Consider the following 16,333-nt stretch of genomic DNA (forward strand, 5'->3'; position numbering starts at 1 on the left):
GTGATCTCTTTGTTTTGACGCATCCCCGCAAGCTGACGGAACCTTGGCCGTCCGGGATGCTCTAACGGACCGAATGGACCCCGATGACCATTTCCAATACCCGCCCCATCACCCCCGAGTTGATTGCCTCGCACGGCCTGAAGCCGGATGAGTATCAGCGCATTCTCGGCCTGATCGGCCGCGAGCCGACCTTTACGGAACTCGGCATTTTTTCGGCGATGTGGAACGAGCACTGCTCCTATAAGTCCTCGAAGAAATGGCTGCGCACGCTGCCGACCACTGGTCCGCGCGTTATCCAGGGGCCGGGTGAAAATGCCGGTGTCGTCGATATCGATGACGGCGATGTCGTCGTCTTCAAGATGGAGAGCCACAACCACCCGTCCTATATCGAGCCCTATCAGGGCGCTGCGACCGGCGTTGGCGGCATCCTGCGCGACGTTTTCACCATGGGCGCGCGTCCGATCGCGGCAATGAACGCGCTGCGTTTCGGTTCACCGGATCACCCGAAGACCCGCCACCTCGTCTCCGGCGTCGTTGCCGGTGTCGGCGGCTATGGCAATTCTTTCGGCGTGCCGACGGTTGGCGGCGAGGTTGAATTCGATGCCCGCTACAACGGCAATATCCTCGTCAACGCTTTTGCTGCAGGCCTTGCCAAGTCCGATGCGATCTTCCTGTCGGAAGCCAAAGGCGTCGGCCTGCCGGTCGTCTATCTCGGTGCCAAGACCGGCCGTGACGGCGTCGGTGGCGCCACTATGGCATCGGCCGAATTCGACGAATCGATCGAGGAAAAGCGCCCGACCGTCCAGGTCGGCGACCCCTTCACCGAAAAATGCCTGCTCGAAGCCTGCCTCGAACTCATGAAGACCGGCGCCGTCATCGCCATCCAGGACATGGGTGCTGCCGGCCTTACCTGCTCGGCTGTCGAAATGGGCGCCAAGGGTGGCCTCGGTATCGAGCTGGAACTGGACAAGGTGCCGGTGCGCGAAGAGCGCATGACGGCCTATGAAATGATGCTGTCGGAAAGCCAGGAGCGCATGCTCATGGTGCTCGAACCTGCCAAAGAAGAGGTCGCCAAGGCGATCTTCGTCAAATGGGGGCTCGATTTCGCCATCGTCGGCAAGACCACCGACGACCTGCGTTTCCGCGTTATCCACCAGGGCGAGGAAGTCGCCAACCTGCCGATCAAGGAACTGGGCGACGAAGCGCCGGAATACGACCGTCCATGGACATCGGCCAAGGTTGCGGCACCGCTCGCAGCCGGCGATATTCCGCAGGCAGATGTCGCAGACGCCGTTCTGTCGCTTGTCGGCTCGGCCAACAACTCCTCGCGCCGCTGGGTGTACGAGCAGTACGACACGCTGATCCAGGGCAATTCGCTGCAGTTGCCGGGCGGCGATGCCGGCGTTGTCCGCGTCGAAGGCCATCCGACCAAGGCGCTGGCCTTTTCCTCCGACGTCACCCCGCGTTACGTTGAAGCCGATGCTTTCGAAGGCGGCAAGCAGGCCGTGGCCGAATGCTGGCGCAACATCACGGCAACCGGCGCCTTGCCGCTGGCTGCCACCGACAATCTCAACTTCGGCAATCCGGAACGCCCGGAAATCATGAGCCAGCTCGTCCATGCCATTAAGGGCATCGGCGAAGCCTGCCGCGCGCTGGATTTCCCGATCGTCTCCGGCAACGTCTCGCTCTACAATGAGACCAACGGTCAAGGCATCCTGCCGACCCCGACCATTGGTGGTGTTGGCCTGCTGGGTGACTGGTCGCAGATGGCCCGCATCCGCTTTGCCGCCGAACACGAAACGATCCTGCTCGTTGGCGCACCCGAAGGCCTTGGAACGCATCTCGGCCAGTCGGTCTATCTGCGCGACATCCATGGCCGCACCGATGGCCCTGCCCCGCATGTCGATCTCGCCCATGAGCGCAAGACTGGCGATTTCGTCCGCAACCTGATCACCGACGGCCTGACGACGGCGGTGCATGACTGCTCGTCCGGTGGACTGGCGCTCGCGGTTGCTGAAATGGCCATGGCATCGGGTATCGGTGCCAAGGTGTCGGCCGTTGCCGGCCGCGATCCGGTCGAAGTCTTCTTCGGCGAGGACCAGGGACGGTATGTCGTGACCGTCAAGCAGGAACACGCAGTGGTGGTTGCAGAGCGGGCAAAGGCTGCCGGCGTCACAGCCCCTGTCATCGGCAGCACCGGCGGCACGGAAGTTGTGCTCGGTTCGGCCAGGCCGCTTGCAATTCTGCAATTGCGCTCGGTGCATGAATCATGGTTCCCTGACTTCATGGACGGCGAAGCAAAAATCGCTGCCGAGTAAATCAGGGAGTGCAGACAATGCCGATGGCACCTGGCGATATTGAAGACATGATCAAGTCCGGCATTCCCGGCGCGAAGGTGACAATCCGGGATCTTGCCGGTGACGGCGATCATTACGCAGCCGAAGTTGTCGCGGAAGCCTTCCGCGGCAAGAGCCGGGTGCAGCAGCACCAGATGGTCTACAACGCGCTGAAGGGCAATATGGGTGGCGTTCTGCACGCGCTCGCCCTTCAGACATCTGCGCCGGAGTAACACGCCCGATGGCCAATCTCATGAAAGAGCTGGTCAGCGGCGCGGTCGAGAGCGTTCTGAAGGAAATTCTGAAGAAAGCCGGCGGAAGCACGACAACCAAACGGCAAAAGCGGCAGACCCGCTCGGCAACCACCGGCCGCTTCAAGAAGGCGGCGGTAGCGAAGGCAAAGCCGGCAAAGAAGCAGGTGAGTCGGCGTAAAACAGCCGCATCTCGCAGCAGGATACGCTAGGACTGCAAAGGACACTGTTGCAGTCGTGCAAGCCATCAATTTTTGTTGTATTCAGGTGATGAAAATCACCCGCGTGCATGTTATCTAACAGACATCGACGCACCCGGCCCTTGAAGCGGGATGAGGAAGGACTAGCCATGAGCGGTATCAACGATTTCATCGCCAATGAAGTGAAGAGCAACGATGTCGTTCTTTTCATGAAGGGCACCCCCCAGTTCCCGCAGTGTGGGTTCTCCGGCCAGGTTGTGCAGATGCTCGATTATATCGGCGTCGACTACAAGGGCATCAATGTGCTCGCCGACACGGACCTTCGCCAGGGCATCAAGGACTATTCCAGCTGGCCGACCATTCCGCAGCTCTACGTCAAGGGCGAATTCATTGGCGGTTGCGACATCGTGCGCGAAATGTTCCAGGCTGGCGAACTCCAGTCGCATTTCGAAGAACACGGCATCGCGGTCAAGGGCGCAGCCTGAAACCTGATTGAAGCCACAGTGACACCTGAAAAAGGCGGGTCACCGCCTTTTTTGATTCAGGATGATTGCGACGGAAGACTAATGTTGCGCGCCCTTTTTTAGCTGAAACCAATCTGAACCACTGTCACAAGCCGGTCGCGATGTTGGGAGTATGCACGGGCAGTGCCGATGTCCGCCGCGCCAGTCAATGAGGCCAATCTGACCTCCCATATCCATCCTTGATAGCTGGCGTCGTTTGCCGGCACTACTTCCAGACCGGCGAGCCCGGTTCCCGTTTTGAAAGCGCTTCGGAGCCGCGCTTTTCGTTCGATCGTCCATGCTGGCTCCAGCATTTTCATCCGCGCCGGAAACGTTTCCGCTTCCAGTTTCAGGCGCCCGGCACATCCGCCAGGAATACCCAATGACCACACTGTCCGAAGCGCCGGGTCTGCCGGCTTTGTCAAAACCACGCTTCATTGCGCTGATGGCCATGCTGATGGCGATCAATGCAATTTCCATCGACATCATGCTGCCCGGCCTTCAGGAAATCGGCGCCAGCCTTGGCGTCGTCGATGAAAACGCCCGCCAATATATCATCACCGCCTATCTCATCGGTATGGGCTGTGCGCAGCTCGTCTTCGGCCCGCTGTCGGATCGCTTCGGCCGCAAGCTGCCGCTTCTCGGCGGCCTTTGCCTCTATGCGCTTTGTGCACTCGCCATCGTCTTTGTTCCCTCGTTTACCGGATTGCTGGCGCTGCGCTTCATTCAGGGCATCGGCGCGGCCGCCACCCGTGTCATCACCGTCTCGATCGTCCGTGACGTCTACGGCGGCCGGATGATGGCGGAAGTCATGTCGCTTGTGCTGATGGTTTTCATGATCGTACCGGTCATTGCACCGAGCGTCGGCCAGCTGATCATGATCTTTGCCGAATGGCACATGATCTTCGTGGTCATCTGCCTGTTTGCGGTTTCCGTGGCGACAGTGGTGATGCTGCGCCTGCCTGAAACGCTGTCGGTCGAGCACCGCCGGCCGTTCACGGTCACGTCCATCCTGGCCGGCTTCCGCATCGTCCTGACAAACCGCGTCTCGCTCTGTTACTCGCTGGCGGCTGCGTTTCTGTTCGGGTCGCTGTTTGGCTTCATCAATTCGGCACAGCAGATCCTCGTCGGTATCTACGGGCTCGGGACCTGGTTTCCGCTGGTCTTCGCCGGCTTTGCCAGCATGATGGCGCTCGCCTCCTTCACCAATTCGCGGCTGGTCAAGCGCTATGGCATGCGCCGCCTGTCTCACGGTGCACTGATCGGTTTTGTCTTTACCAGCCTGATCTGGGTGGCGGCGTCGGTCTCCGGCCTGCTTCCCTTCTGGTTGTTCGCCGCTCTCTATGCTTGCGCCATGTTCCAGTTCGGCCTGATCGGCTCGAATTTCAACGCCATGGCTATGGAGCCGCTCGGCCATGTTGCCGGAACCGCATCCTCGGTCCTGGGCTTCACCCAGACGATCGGGGGCGCCACCATCGGTGCGCTGATCGGCCAGGCGTTCAACGGTACGATCACGCCGCTCGCCATCGGGTTTTTAAGCGTTTCCATCATCGGGCTTGCCTTTGTTCTCACCGCCGAAAAAGGCAAGCTTTTCAGACCACACAATCCCGCAATTTAACGTCCTGTCTCTCCCAAGACATTCATAGGTTTCTTCATGTCCGCCACCACCACTGAACACGTCGAAAATATCGGCTCTGCCCGAATAGGCCTCGGCTTCTTCGAATTCGTCATCACCATTGCCTTGATGACCGCAAGCGTCGCGGTCGCAATCGACATCATGCTGCCGGCCCTGCCCGCCATCGGCCAGTCGTTGAACGTTGCCAATACCAATGACACACAGCTGGTCATCGGCATCTTCTTCCTCGGGTTCGGTTGCTCGCAGATCGTCTTCGGCAGTCTCTCCGACACGTTCGGACGCCGCAACATCCTGCTCGCAGGTCTCGTCTTCTTCTCGCTGACGATGTTCGGCGCAGCATTGACCCAGAGCTTTGAAATGCTGCTTCTGTTGCGTTTCGTTCAGGGCATTGGTGCTGCGGCCGTACGTATCACCACGATGGCAATCGTGCGCGACTGCTTCGGTGGCCGTGAAATGGCACGGGTGATGTCCTATGTGATGATCGTCTTCATGATCGTGCCGATCGTCGCCCCATCGCTCGGTCAGGCCGTCATCTACTACGCCAACTGGCACTGGATCTTCATCCTGCTCGGCTGCATCGGCGCCATTCTGTTCATCTGGGCCGGCATGCGCCTGAAGGAATCACTACCGGTAAGCGAGCGCCTGCCGCTATCGGTTGCCTCCGTCGCCTCCGGCTTCCGCACGGTTCTGACCAACCGCGTCACCTGCGGCTACATGATCGGCCTGACGCTGTTCACCGCCGTGATCTGCGCCTATATCGTCACCGTTCAACAAATCTTCGGCGAGGTCTACGGCCTCGGAGACTGGCTGCCGATCGCCTTTGCCGGCACGGCCGGTGGCATCGCGGTTGCCAATTTTGCCAACGGCTATTTCGTCCGCAGCTTCGGCATGCGACGCATTTCGCATGTAGCGATGATCCTGTTCACGCTGCTGTCGGGCGTGGGGCTGTTGCTCTCGCTCGGTGGCCGCCCCGATTTCCTCGTCGCGTACCTGCTGTTTTCCGTTCTTTTGATGATGTTCGCCGTGATCGCCACCAATTTCACCGCGATCAGCCTGGAACCGATGGGACACCTGGCAGGCACAGCTACGGCCATCACCGGCTTCGTTTCGACCACCGGCGGCGCGCTGATTGGCGGCGGTGTCGGCCAGTTGTTCAACGGCACGGTCCAGCCGCTGTTCGCCGGCTTTACCGCCTTTGGTGCAGTGACCATTGTTGCCGTTCTCTGGGCAGAGAAAGGCAAGCTCTTCACCCATCCGGGCGATGATCACGCCACGCTGGAAGGCGCTGGCGGCCATATGTAACTGCGCAAGCATAGGCACAAACAAGAAGCTTCGCCGGGAAACCGGCGGAGCTTTTTTGCTCTTACGGCAGCGACAGGACCGTGTTTGCGGCCTCAAACCATCCGGCGCTGGATGCGATAAACGCTAGCGGGTGGCAGATTGAACGGCACCCAGCGCCGGAAGGATGCTTCAAGGCCGAGCGCTGCAAGTATCGGCGCCGGGACAGGGCAGCGCGGCCCGTAGGTAAACTGGAAAAGGCAGGCATCATCGGCCAGATGCCGGAAGACGGCATCAAGAATGTCATGCACAATCGGTTTCGGCATGGACAATAATGGAAGGCCGCTGATCGCGGCGCCAATCGTGCCTGCCGACGGCAAGCGCAAATGCTGCGCATCCCCTTCAATCAAGGTTGCCTTCGGAAACCGCTGGCGTAGCAGCATGGCGAAGGTGGGATTGCGCTCCACCAGAATCAGCCTTTCCTCATCAACACCATCCTGCAGAAGCCGCCGCGTGAAGATGCCCGTGCCCGGTCCAAGCTCAAGGACGTCGCCGGGAGACGGCCCCACCTCGGCAGTCATTGCAGCAGCCAGCCTTTTGCCCGACGGCGCAATCGACGCGACCTCCAGCGGTCTTGTCAGCCAAGATCGAAAGAACAGCAGCGTGTCCGATGCAGTATTGCGAGTGGTCAAGGTCAGGGCTCCCGTTTTGAATAAAACCGGTATCGCCCATGAACGATCCCGGCGCATTAACCCGGGTTAAGCCGAGAGCCATTCAAAGATGAACGGCTCTAGCGGCCGATCTCAGTCCGGACGCGCGTGGCGATGCGGCTGAGACCCACCGGGGTGATGCCGAGATAACTCGCAAGATCCTTCTGCGGCACACGCGTAACCACATTCGGCTCCTCGCGGACCAGCGAGCGATAGTGCTCTTCACGGTCCAGCGTCAGGAACTGGCGCTCGCGGCGCTCCTTGCGTTCGCCATAGATCATTAAAGCATTCCGGATCATCCGCGACCATCCAAGATCCGCATCTGCGAGGTCTCTGAGCGCTACGAACGGAATTCTCTCCAGGCAGCAGGCCTCGATCGCGACCGCCGAAAAACTCGCCCGGCCGGCAGGCGCGAGTGCAGAGAGGCTGGCGAAGAACTGCCCTTCGACAATGAATGACTTGATCCACTCTTCACCGTCCGATCGCAGATAGGTGAATTTCAAGAGGCCGCTCTCGACCACATAGAGATACGGGTGCAAATCGTCCTGGGCGAAGATAGTCTCGCCGGGCTTCACCAGGCAAAGCTGGATCGCATCGGTCAATCGCTCCGCCTGCGCCAGCGGCTGACCGGCAATACGCTCGAACAGCGAAATCGCCGCCCTGCCTGGCATGTTAACCCCGGTTAATGTCATTCCTTTCCCCCCGCTGCATGTTCGACATTTCAAGCAACGGGAATAGATAGCATGGCACGGTATGTCGTCACTGGGGCAAGTTCGGGAGTTGGACGGCAAAGCTCTTGCGGTTGCTGCAGTTCATTGCACCGCCCGTCGCCGCCGCGATCATCCGCAAGCTATGAGCAGGAACACCTTGCTTTCCGAGCGCCACGGATGTTTCGCGCAGCTCCATCGGCAGCCTAGACCGTAAACACCTCGCGGCGCAGCATCTCCCAGCAATCCTTGTCGGAAGCCAGAAGCAGGCCGCCATCGACATGACGCGGCAGGTATGGCGAGCCATCGAACCGTGCGGCGTAGGCGCCGGCTTCCTGCGCAATCAGCGTACCGGCAAGGTGATCCCACGGCATCAGCTTCTGATACATCAGGAAGTGGAAGTGACCACCGGCAAAGCCGCGATACTCATGCGCCGCGCAGCGATAGCTGGTGGCGATGCGGACCTTGGCCATATTGCCCATGACGATGCGGCGGTTATCCGGGGCGTAGAAACCGGTCGAAGCGCAGCCGACCAGACTTTCCAGCGGCACGGACGGAACCGTCGAAAGCTGCTCCTGCGAGCCATCAGCCTTGCACAGCCAGGCGCCCGAGCCCTTTTCGGCAATCACCCAGTCATTGCCCATCGGATCATAGATAAGACCGGCGACCGTCTCGCCGTTGGAAACGACGGCGGCCATGACACCAAACAGCGGCAAACCCGCCGCATAGTTGAATGTTCCATCGATCGGGTCGACGACGATGGCGAGGTCGGCCCCCGCCAGGCTATCCAGCAGTGCCGGGTTGGCGGCAACCGATTCTTCGCCGATGAACAACGCGTCCGGTGCCAGTTCCACCATCCGTGCCTTGATCAGCCGTTCGGCAGCTTCGTCCGCCTCGGTCACCAGATCGATCGCTTCCGACTTCATCCGCACGTCGCCCGCGCCGAGATTGCGGAATTTTGGCAGGATTTCCTTGAAGGCGGCTTCCTGCAGGATGTTGGCGATGGCCGCGATATCGATGGCAGATGTCATGCTTTGGGCTCCGCGAAGAGAGATTGGAAATCGAACAGCTTTGGGTCGAGCAGATGTGACGGATTGACGTGGCCGAGTGCCCGCAGCATCGTGTCCTTGCGGCCAGGCATGCGGCGTTCGATGTCCGACAGCATCGCCTTCATTGCATTGCGCTCAAGCCCATCCTGCGTGCCGCAGAGGTCGCAAGGGATGATAGGGAACTCCATCGCAGCCGCAAATTTGGCGAGATCGTCTTCGGCGGCATAGGCAAGCGGCCGCATGACCATCAGATCACCTTCGTCGTTGAGGAGCTTGGCCGGCATCGTCGCAAGCCTGCCGCCATGGAAGAAATTCATGAAGAAGGTTTCGAGAATATCCTCGCGGTGATGGCCGAGCACCAGCGCGTCGCAGCCCTCCTCGCGGGCGATCCGGTAGAGATTGCCACGGCGCAAACGCGAACAAAGTGCGCAATAGGTGCCACCGGCCGGGACCTTCTCCTTCACGATAGAATAGGTATCGCGATATTCGATCCGGTGCTTGACGCCGATCGATGTCAGATATTCCGGCAGCACATGCTTGGGAAAATTCGGCTGCCCCTGATCGAGATTGCAGGCGACCAGTTCCACCGGTAGCAGGCCGCGCCATTGCAGATCCATCAATAGCGCCAGTAGGCTGTAACTGTCCTTGCCGCCGGAAACGCCGATTAGCCAGCGCTTCTGGCCCTTCAGCATGCCGAAATCCTCGATCGCCTGGCGCACCTGCCGCAGCAACCGCTTGCGCAGCTTGTTGAAGGAAACCGAGGCAGGCATTTTCGCAAAGATCGGATGCGTCGCCTCATTACCGGCATCATCCGGGCTGGACGGAAGATTTTCGAGGCCGATAGCGCGCGGCTGAAAGGCAATATCCATGACAAAGTCCCGGATGAAAGGGCGCGCAGGCGAAAAAAACGGCGCGCGAAAACGATGCCCTGCACTTGCCCGTCTAAAGCAGCAAGATCAAGGAAAATGCGCGGATTTTGCCATGAAACTTCGGTTACGCCCGCTCAGGCGCCGAACACGGACCATCCGGTACGGCTGGCCAACATTTCCAGCGCCAGCGAACCGAGCAGCGAATTACCGTTATGATTGAGCCCGGGCGACCAGACCGCGACTGAAGCCTTGCCCGGCGCGACGCAGAGGATACCGCCACCGACGCCGCTCTTGCCCGGCAGACCGACACGATAGGCGAAATCCCCAGAGCCATCATAATGGCCGCAGGTCAGCATCAGCGCATTGATACGCCGCGCCCGCTGTTTTGAGACAACGGAATGTTTTGTCAGCGGATTGGTACCGGATGCAGCTAGGAACAGCCCGGCCTTGGCCAGCTGGACGCAGCTCATCGCCAGCGCGCATTGATGGAAATAGACACCAAGCACATGCTCGACGGGATGATCAAGCTTGCCGAAGGAGCGCATGAAATTGGCCAGCGCGAAATTGCGGTAGCCTGTCGCCGCTTCCGATTTGGCGACATCCTGATCGATCAGAATGTCCTCTTCATCGGAAAGATAGCGAACGAAACGAACGATCTCACCGATTGCCTCCCTAGGCGTATGGCCGGCAAGGACAAGATCGGTAATGGCGATCGCACCGGCATTGATGAAGGGATTGCGCGGGACACCGTGTTCGTGCTCGAGCTGGACGATGGAATTGAAAGCGGAACCGGACGGCTCGCGGCCGACGCGCTTCCAGATGTTTTCACCGTGCTTGCCAAGCGCCAGCGTCAGCGTGAAAACCTTGGAAATACTCTGGATCGAGAATGGCACCTGCGCATCGCCGGCCATATGCACGTCACCATCGACGGTGACGATCGCCATGCCGAAGCTCTTCGGATCGACGCGGGCGAGCTGCGGAATATAGTCGGCCACCTTGCCCTCGCCGAGCCGTGGCGCAAGTTCGCGGTGGATATCATCGACAATCGACTGCAGGTCCAACGGGCCGGGCATCAGTCATTCTCCGCATCAGACTGGGTCGAGATTGGGCAAAAAAAAGCCACCCATCTCTGAGTGGCTTTTCCGAATTTCACAAGGCCGAGGCCCGAAGAAATTATCGCGAATAGAATTCGACGACGAGGTTTGGTTCCATGATGACCGGGTAAGGAACGTCGGCCAGGGCAGGAATGCGAGCGAAAGTCGCAACCATCTTGTTGTGATCGACTTCGACGTAATCCGGAACGTCGCGTTCAGCGAGCGAAACGGCTTCGAGAACCGAAACGAGCTGCTTGGACTTTTCGCGAACTTCGATCACGTCGCCAGCCTTGCAGCGGTACGAACCGATGTTGACGCGAACGCCGTTGACCTTGACGTGACCATGGTTGACGAACTGACGGGCAGCAAAGACCGTCGGTACGAACTTGGCGCGGTACACGATCGCGTCGAGACGTGATTCGAGCAGGCCGATCAGGTTTTCAGACGTGTCACCCTTGCGGCGGTCAGCTTCGGCGAAGATCGCACGGAACTGCTTTTCGCGGATGTCGCCGTAGTAGCCCTTGAGCTTCTGCTTGGCGCGCAGCTGCACACCGAAGTCGGAAAGCTTGGACTTGCGGCGCTGGCCGTGCTGGCCGGGACCATATTCGCGGCGGTTCACCGGGGACTTCGGACGGCCCCAGATGTTCTCGCCCATACGGCGATCAATTTTGTACTTGGACGATTCGCGCTTGCTCATCGTATTTCCCTTCAACAGGTTACACCGGTCTGTTGCCAAACCGGATCAAGGAAACACGCCCTCCTCTGAACTTCTTTTGAAAGCTCTGACAGGTTTCTCACATTACGCTAACGGAGAATCCACGGGACATGTCAAATAAAACACCGGACATTTCGGCCCGGCGTTGTGGCGGCTTTAGTCACTTCACCCCTTATTGTCAAACGAATTTGCGTTTTTGCGCTTGAGATTTAACGCGTATCGCCTTCAGTCCGCCGCTCCACCGAGACCAGCAACTTACGCAATAACGCCGCCAAGTCCGTTCGCTCCTCGACGCTCAACTCGGACATGAAGGTTACTTCACTGGCCATGTCGACGCGAAACGCCGCCTCGGCAAGCCGTATACCCTCCTCCGTCAGTCCGACGGCCATACTACGTCCGTCGTCCTGCGAACGCTGGCGCAATATCAGCCCCGATTTCTTCAGCCTGTCCAGCCGATGCGTCAGCCCGCCCGACGAGATCATCAGCGACGTGTAAAGCTCCGTCGGCGTCAGCCGATATGGAGGCCCCGAGCGTCGCAGAGTGGAAATGACATCGAACTCGCCACGATCGAGACCGAACGACGCAAAGGTCGCCTCGATCGACGGACGCACCAGATTGGCGAGCCGGTAGGCGCGACCCAGAATGGCCATTGGCTCGGTATCGAGGTCTGGCAATTCCCTTTGCCACTGCCCGCGCAGCCGGTCCACGTGATCGGGGTTTTCAGTGTCTTCCGCCACGGTGTGCCTTTCAGAAATCGAGACTATCTTGACAGGAAGACAATTTCGCATAATATCTTCTCGTCAAGATATATATAGTCCTTTGTTCTCATTCACCAGTCCGCAAACGGATGCCAGCATGTTCTATGTCATTCCCCGCGCCGAACAGGACCAGCGGTCAAACAGGACCGTCCTGTTTGAGGGAGCAAAGTACGACACGCCGATTTCAATTTTCCTGATCGACAACGACCCTGGCCAGGGACCGGCGCTGCACACGCATCCCTACAGCGAAACCTGGATCGTCCGGTCCGGTCACGCGCAGTTCACCGTCGGGCTTGAAACGCTCGACGCCAAAGTGGGCGATATCATTGTGGTCAACGCCGAAACACCGCACCGTTTCGTCAATGCAGGGCCGGACAGGCTCGAGCTCACCTGCATCCACGCATCCGAACGCGTCATCCAGACCTGGGTCTGACAATCCTGCGCTTGTTGTCGGCGTCTATTCTGCGGCGCTGCGGTTTCCGGTGTCATCGTAGACGGCATCGGCAGCACCGGGCGCCGTCTCCACCTGCAAGTCCGGAAACGCCACGATACGTTTGCCGGAAAGGTCGCTGTGAACGACGATCAGGCCCTGCTCCTCGAAATAGCCGAGCAGACGGCGGGCGCGGCGGGCGGAATGCGTACCATAGGCGCGCGCGATCATCGCATCCGACGGGCATGGCAGATTACGAACGGCAGATTGCGCCACCAGCAGGAACACGCCCTGCAGATCGTCCGTGACATTGCGTGACAGGTTAAGCGCGGACGCCCAGATTTCGGTCGCGGCCGTATCGGCATCGACGCCGGACCGGCCAACCGCCATCTTGCGGCGAAAAGCGCTCAGCGACAGCGGTGCACCGGGCACACGCCGGATACGGCAGCGCACGAGAAAATCCTGAAACAGTTCGGCATCGGCGCGGAACGCTGCATCCGGATGTTCGAGGATCTCTGCAAGCAGGCCGTCGAGCAACGCCTCGCGCTCCTGAACCGGCATTTCCGGCACCGGCGCCTTCGGCTCGGCAAGACCGATCGGCTCCGGGCGCGGCCGGGATAGCTCGGCGAGGATATCGGTGGCCGGGCGCGGCTGGGCACTGGGGCGGCGCACGAACGGCCGGATCAGCTCTTCCGGGTCCGGCGTGAAGATCAGATCCTCGACATCGGCGACTGCTTCCGGCAGCGGCGTCAGCTTGGGGCTGGTGGAGCGGGCCGAGGTCTCGACATGGCCGATGGTCACCGGCAGCGGACGCCGCGACAAAGCCGGACCGAGCGCCACGAACGAGCCGCGCTTCAGGTCGCGGAACATTTCGGCGGTGCGGCGATCCATGCCGAGCAGATCGGCCGCGCGGGCCATGTCGATATCGAGAAAGGTACGGCCCATCAGGAAGTTGGAGGCTTCGGCGGCAACGTTCTTGGCAAGCTTTGCCAGTCGCTGCGTGGCGATGACGCCGGCCAACCCACGTTTACGGCCACGGCACATCAGGTTGGTCATGGCGCCAAGCGAGATTTTTCGCGCCTCTTCCGAGACGTCGCCGGCAACCGACGGCGCAAACATCTGCGCTTCGTCGACAACGACCAACACCGGATACCAATAATCACGATCGGCATCGAACATGGCGTTGAGAAAGATGCCGGCGCTGCGCATCTGCTGCTCGATATCCAGCCCCTCAAGCGAAAGCACGCAGGAGACGCGATGCTGGCGGATACGGCTGGCAATGCCGATCAGTTCGGCTTCCGTGCGCTCGCCTTCGATGACCACATGACCAAACTTGTCGGCCAGAGTGACGAAATCGCCTTCCGGATCGATGATGCACTGCTGCACCCAGGGGGCGGACTGTTCCAGCAAACGGCGCAGAAGGTGCGATTTACCCGAGCCGGAATTGCCCTGCACCAGAAGACGCGTCGCCAGAAGCTCCTCGATATCGAGCGGAACGGATGCGCCATCGGACGCCGTCCCCATGTCGATGCCGACTTTCATATCCACCTCGTTCAAAATGCCATGCCGGATGCGCCGCCACGAACCCGCAAGCGTTGACCCCTAGCACCAAACCGCCTGTGCTGCGCGCCAATCGCAGCAAAACCCACAGCTAAGACAGCAGTATCTTCAGAAATAAAGCCTGTGCGTGACTGTGCTGTTTTCCAGAATCGGCGAAAACCCAAGGCGCTGATAAAATTCGAACGCCTGCGGCGGCGCCCTTGTGTTCAAAAACCGGAAGAAATCGGCTGCGTCCCTGACGATGAAGCGAACCAGCTGGCTGCCGATCCCCTCGCCTCGATGAGCCGGTGCGACATACAGATGCCGTACCCTGCCGGCTGACACATTATTGGAGAACGGATCGACATTGCGGCCGCAGACGCCGGTAAGCTCGCCACGAACAATCGCCCCGACAAGGATTTCGCCCGGACGATCAAACCGGTTCAAGCCGGAGACCCAGTTTTCCAGCAAACGAGCGAGCATACGCTGCCCGTCGGCAACGCTTGCCTCCCGCAAAGCATCGAATCCATCAAAGTCAGGCGTTATCGGCACGATCTGCATCACGTCAGATGGCCTGCGACACCGTCAGCCCAAATCCCTGCAGCAAACGGCGCGTGGTAAAATCCGGGCGCCCCGACGTGAAGATCGCCGGATCGACGCCGTTCAGCGGCTCGAAACCATCCGGGAGTGGCACAAGGCTGCGTGCCCGCCGGGCAATTGCCTCGGCCGGATCAAGCCAGTCCACCGGCCAGGGGGCGAGGCGGCGAAAAACATTGGCCATAAACGGATAATGCGTGCAGGCCAGCACGACGATGTCGGTCTTCCTGCCATCCCTCTCGACAAAACACTGCTCGATTTCGGATAGAACCGCCGCGTCCTCGATCGGCTCACCGCGAATATAGGCTTCCGCCATGCGTGCCAGGTTTTCCGAGCCGACGAGGCGGACATGGCATTGCGTAGCGAAAGACTGGATGAGATCGCGGGTATAGGCGCGCTTGACGGTGCCTGGAGTGGCCAGCACCGAGACGAGGCCGGAGCGCGTTCGCTCCGCCGCAGGCTTGATCGCTGGCACTGTACCAACGAAGCGCATATTCGGGAAAGCCGCCCGCAGATCGGCGCCGACCAGCGTGAAGGCGGTGTTGCAGGCGATGACGCAGATTTCGGGATCGTGCTCGGTGAGCAATCTGGCAAACAGCGAGATGACGCGCTGCTTCAGCGCTTCCTCTTCCCAGCCGCCATAGGGAAAACCGGCGTCATCGGCAATATAGATGAAATGCCGCTCCGGCATCAGCACGCGCGCTTCGCGCAGTACGGTCAGCCCACCGATGCCGCTGTCGAAAACCAGGATGGGTTTTAGCTCAGGTGTCGTCACCGGCGTCGTCAACCTTTTTCGCGCGCGAATTTTCCGGCGCTCCGGTACCGCGCGGCGCCTCGCGGGTGAAACGATCGAGCGACGAGATGACGCCGCGCACCAGACGGATTTCGGATTCGGTAAAGCCGGGGCGGGTCAGGACTGCGCGCAAATTGTCGACCAATTTCGGCTTTTTAGCGACCGGCCGGAAATAGCCGCGCGCCTCGAGCGCCTCCTCGACATGATCGAACATCCCCTGCAGCTGATCCTTGGTCGCCGGGTTCTGCGGCAGGGCATGAAACGACGTTTCCTCCCGCGATTCCATGGATGTCTTGAGCCATTCATAAGACATCAAAAGAACCGCCTGCGCCAGATTGAGCGAGGCAAAGGCAGGATTGACCGGGAAGGTGACGATTTCGTCGGCGAGCGCGACCTCTTCGTTGGTGAGCCCGGTGCGCTCGCGGCCAAACAGGATGCCGGTCGCCTCGCCGAGATTGAAGCGGTTTCGCAGCGTTTCAGCCGCGACCAGCGGCGAGCGTACCGGCTTGTAGCCATAACGGTCGCGTGCGGTGGTCGCATAGACAAAATTCAGGTCGGCGATCGCTTCGGGTACCGTCTCATAGACCTTTGCCGCATCGATGACATGATCGGCCCGGCTTGCGGCAGAGCGGGCCTTTTCGCTTGGCCAGCCATCACGCGGGCTGACCAGCCGCAACTCGGAAAGACCGAAATTGGCCATGGCGCGCGCCACCATGCCGATGTTCTCGCCAAGCTGCGGATGCACCAGAATGATCGCTGGTCCTTCGGTGAGAAGCACGCGCTCGCTGTTCGTTCCTGCCATTCCGGTACTTTCGTCTCTGTTTCAGCGCCTGGATTTCAGCGCTTCCTTGCACAGATGTGCGGATTT

19 protein-coding genes are annotated in these 16,333 nt (G+C 60.0%); 7 read left to right on the forward strand and 12 right to left on the reverse strand.

Going from position 1 to position 16,333, the window contains the following annotated elements:
* The first annotated feature begins 83 nt into the window (after positions 1–83).
* The 4 genes from purL (at position 84) to grxD (ending at position 3,272) form a co-directional block, all read left to right on the forward strand.
* A complete protein-coding gene (gene purL, locus ACQY8Q_RS23605; protein ID WP_428428851.1) occupies positions 84–2,318 on the forward strand; it encodes a phosphoribosylformylglycinamidine synthase subunit PurL in 2,235 nt (744 codons plus the stop codon).
* A gap of 17 nt (positions 2,319–2,335) precedes the next feature.
* Positions 2,336–2,569: a BolA/IbaG family iron-sulfur metabolism protein gene (locus ACQY8Q_RS23610; RefSeq protein WP_037095612.1), complete on the forward strand. Its 234-nt coding sequence runs from the start codon at positions 2,336–2,338 to the stop codon at positions 2,567–2,569.
* Between the two features lie 8 nt (positions 2,570–2,577).
* On the forward strand, positions 2,578–2,799 hold the full coding sequence (locus tag ACQY8Q_RS23615; protein WP_428428852.1) for a hypothetical protein: 222 nt from the start codon (positions 2,578–2,580) through the stop codon (positions 2,797–2,799).
* Between the two features lie 137 nt (positions 2,800–2,936).
* The gene (gene grxD / locus ACQY8Q_RS23620) at positions 2,937–3,272 is read left to right on the forward strand and encodes a Grx4 family monothiol glutaredoxin (protein ID WP_428428853.1); all 336 of its coding nucleotides are present in this window, start codon (positions 2,937–2,939) and stop codon (positions 3,270–3,272) included.
* 98 nt (positions 3,273–3,370) lie between these two features.
* Here the strand turns inward: grxD and ACQY8Q_RS23625 are convergent, their stop codons facing one another.
* Positions 3,371–3,673, reverse strand: a complete 303-nt coding sequence (locus tag ACQY8Q_RS23625; protein ID WP_428428854.1) for a hypothetical protein — start codon at positions 3,671–3,673, stop codon at positions 3,371–3,373.
* Between ACQY8Q_RS23625 and ACQY8Q_RS23630 the strand changes: the two genes are divergently transcribed.
* Complete coding sequence (locus ACQY8Q_RS23630; RefSeq protein WP_428428855.1) at positions 3,673–4,908, forward strand: multidrug effflux MFS transporter; 1,236 nt, start codon at positions 3,673–3,675, stop codon at positions 4,906–4,908. The genes ACQY8Q_RS23625 and ACQY8Q_RS23630 overlap by 1 nt on opposite strands.
* A 36-nt stretch (positions 4,909–4,944) precedes the next feature.
* Positions 4,945–6,228, forward strand: a complete 1,284-nt coding sequence (locus tag ACQY8Q_RS23635) for a multidrug effflux MFS transporter (RefSeq protein ID WP_428428856.1) — start codon at positions 4,945–4,947, stop codon at positions 6,226–6,228.
* Between the two features lie 92 nt (positions 6,229–6,320).
* On the opposite strand, the gene ACQY8Q_RS23640 is transcribed toward ACQY8Q_RS23635, so the two are convergent.
* The 7 genes from ACQY8Q_RS23640 to ACQY8Q_RS23670 form a co-directional block, all read right to left on the reverse strand.
* A complete protein-coding gene (locus ACQY8Q_RS23640) occupies positions 6,321–6,896 on the reverse strand; it encodes a class I SAM-dependent methyltransferase (protein WP_428428857.1) in 576 nt (191 codons plus the stop codon).
* Between the two features lie 98 nt (positions 6,897–6,994).
* Positions 6,995–7,585: a Crp/Fnr family transcriptional regulator gene (locus ACQY8Q_RS23645; protein ID WP_428428858.1), complete on the reverse strand. Its 591-nt coding sequence runs from the start codon at positions 7,583–7,585 to the stop codon at positions 6,995–6,997.
* 242 nt (positions 7,586–7,827) lie between these two features.
* Positions 7,828–8,652 (reverse strand): inositol monophosphatase family protein, encoded by an 825-nt coding sequence (locus ACQY8Q_RS23650; protein ID WP_428428860.1) that lies wholly within the window; start codon positions 8,650–8,652, stop codon positions 7,828–7,830.
* Positions 8,649–9,539, reverse strand: a complete 891-nt coding sequence (ttcA, locus tag ACQY8Q_RS23655; RefSeq protein ID WP_428428862.1) for a tRNA 2-thiocytidine(32) synthetase TtcA — start codon at positions 9,537–9,539, stop codon at positions 8,649–8,651. Before ttcA ends, ACQY8Q_RS23650 begins: the two co-directional genes overlap by 4 nt.
* A 134-nt stretch (positions 9,540–9,673) precedes the next feature.
* Positions 9,674–10,612 (reverse strand): glutaminase, encoded by a 939-nt coding sequence (locus ACQY8Q_RS23660; protein ID WP_428428864.1) that lies wholly within the window; start codon positions 10,610–10,612, stop codon positions 9,674–9,676.
* 100 nt (positions 10,613–10,712) lie between these two features.
* Positions 10,713–11,330, reverse strand: a complete 618-nt coding sequence (gene rpsD / locus ACQY8Q_RS23665) for a 30S ribosomal protein S4 (protein WP_113244728.1) — start codon at positions 11,328–11,330, stop codon at positions 10,713–10,715.
* 227 nt (positions 11,331–11,557) lie between these two features.
* Positions 11,558–12,136 carry a MarR family winged helix-turn-helix transcriptional regulator gene (locus ACQY8Q_RS23670; protein WP_428428866.1) on the reverse strand — a complete coding sequence of 193 codons (579 nt, stop codon included), beginning with the start codon at positions 12,134–12,136 and terminating at the stop codon, positions 11,558–11,560.
* Positions 12,137–12,203: 67 nt separating this feature from the next.
* Between ACQY8Q_RS23670 and ACQY8Q_RS23675 the strand changes: the two genes are divergently transcribed.
* Positions 12,204–12,539: a cupin domain-containing protein gene (locus tag ACQY8Q_RS23675; RefSeq protein WP_428428868.1), complete on the forward strand. Its 336-nt coding sequence runs from the start codon at positions 12,204–12,206 to the stop codon at positions 12,537–12,539.
* Positions 12,540–12,563: 24 nt separating this feature from the next.
* Here the strand turns inward: ACQY8Q_RS23675 and ACQY8Q_RS23680 are convergent, their stop codons facing one another.
* The 4 genes from ACQY8Q_RS23680 to ACQY8Q_RS23695 all read right to left on the reverse strand — a co-directional run bounded on the left by ACQY8Q_RS23680 (position 12,564) and on the right by ACQY8Q_RS23695 (position 16,267).
* Positions 12,564–14,078, reverse strand: a complete 1,515-nt coding sequence (locus ACQY8Q_RS23680) for a helicase HerA domain-containing protein (RefSeq protein WP_428428869.1) — start codon at positions 14,076–14,078, stop codon at positions 12,564–12,566.
* A 126-nt stretch (positions 14,079–14,204) separates the two neighbouring features.
* Positions 14,205–14,558, reverse strand: coding sequence for a GNAT family N-acetyltransferase (locus ACQY8Q_RS23685; RefSeq protein ID WP_428428870.1), 354 nt, complete (start codon positions 14,556–14,558; stop codon positions 14,205–14,207).
* Between the two features lie 82 nt (positions 14,559–14,640).
* Positions 14,641–15,447, reverse strand: coding sequence for a glutamate racemase (gene murI / locus ACQY8Q_RS23690; RefSeq protein WP_428428871.1), 807 nt, complete (start codon positions 15,445–15,447; stop codon positions 14,641–14,643).
* Positions 15,434–16,267, reverse strand: coding sequence for an RNA methyltransferase (locus ACQY8Q_RS23695; RefSeq protein ID WP_428428872.1), 834 nt, complete (start codon positions 16,265–16,267; stop codon positions 15,434–15,436). Before ACQY8Q_RS23695 ends, murI begins: the two co-directional genes overlap by 14 nt.
* Positions 16,268–16,333: the final 66 nt, after the last annotated feature.

It is taken from the genome of Pararhizobium sp. (assembly GCF_965279435.1).
In the GTDB taxonomy this organism is placed as follows: domain Bacteria; phylum Pseudomonadota; class Alphaproteobacteria; order Rhizobiales; family Rhizobiaceae; genus Pararhizobium.

Coding starts and splice junctions, on each gene's coding strand:
- ACQY8Q_RS23685 (WP_428428870.1), bottom strand. CDS start 14,558: ATGCTCGCTCGTTTGCTGGAAAACTGGGTCTCCGGCTTGAACCGGTTT.
- ACQY8Q_RS23615 (WP_428428852.1), top strand. CDS start 2,578: ATGGCCAATCTCATGAAAGAGCTGGTCAGCGGCGCGGTCGAGAGCGTT.
- ACQY8Q_RS23695 (WP_428428872.1), bottom strand. CDS start 16,267: ATGGCAGGAACGAACAGCGAGCGCGTGCTTCTCACCGAAGGACCAGCG.
- grxD (WP_428428853.1), top strand. CDS start 2,937: ATGAGCGGTATCAACGATTTCATCGCCAATGAAGTGAAGAGCAACGAT.
- ACQY8Q_RS23660 (WP_428428864.1), bottom strand. CDS start 10,612: ATGCCCGGCCCGTTGGACCTGCAGTCGATTGTCGATGATATCCACCGC.
- ACQY8Q_RS23645 (WP_428428858.1), bottom strand. CDS start 7,585: ATGCCAGGCAGGGCGGCGATTTCGCTGTTCGAGCGTATTGCCGGTCAG.
- rpsD (WP_113244728.1), bottom strand. CDS start 11,330: ATGAGCAAGCGCGAATCGTCCAAGTACAAAATTGATCGCCGTATGGGC.
- ACQY8Q_RS23635 (WP_428428856.1), top strand. CDS start 4,945: ATGTCCGCCACCACCACTGAACACGTCGAAAATATCGGCTCTGCCCGA.
- ACQY8Q_RS23675 (WP_428428868.1), top strand. CDS start 12,204: ATGTTCTATGTCATTCCCCGCGCCGAACAGGACCAGCGGTCAAACAGG.
- ttcA (WP_428428862.1), bottom strand. CDS start 9,539: ATGGATATTGCCTTTCAGCCGCGCGCTATCGGCCTCGAAAATCTTCCG.
- ACQY8Q_RS23680 (WP_428428869.1), bottom strand. CDS start 14,078: ATGAAAGTCGGCATCGACATGGGGACGGCGTCCGATGGCGCATCCGTT.
- ACQY8Q_RS23630 (WP_428428855.1), top strand. CDS start 3,673: ATGACCACACTGTCCGAAGCGCCGGGTCTGCCGGCTTTGTCAAAACCA.
- ACQY8Q_RS23670 (WP_428428866.1), bottom strand. CDS start 12,136: ATGCGAAATTGTCTTCCTGTCAAGATAGTCTCGATTTCTGAAAGGCAC.
- ACQY8Q_RS23650 (WP_428428860.1), bottom strand. CDS start 8,652: ATGACATCTGCCATCGATATCGCGGCCATCGCCAACATCCTGCAGGAA.
- ACQY8Q_RS23610 (WP_037095612.1), top strand. CDS start 2,336: ATGCCGATGGCACCTGGCGATATTGAAGACATGATCAAGTCCGGCATT.
- purL (WP_428428851.1), top strand. CDS start 84: ATGACCATTTCCAATACCCGCCCCATCACCCCCGAGTTGATTGCCTCG.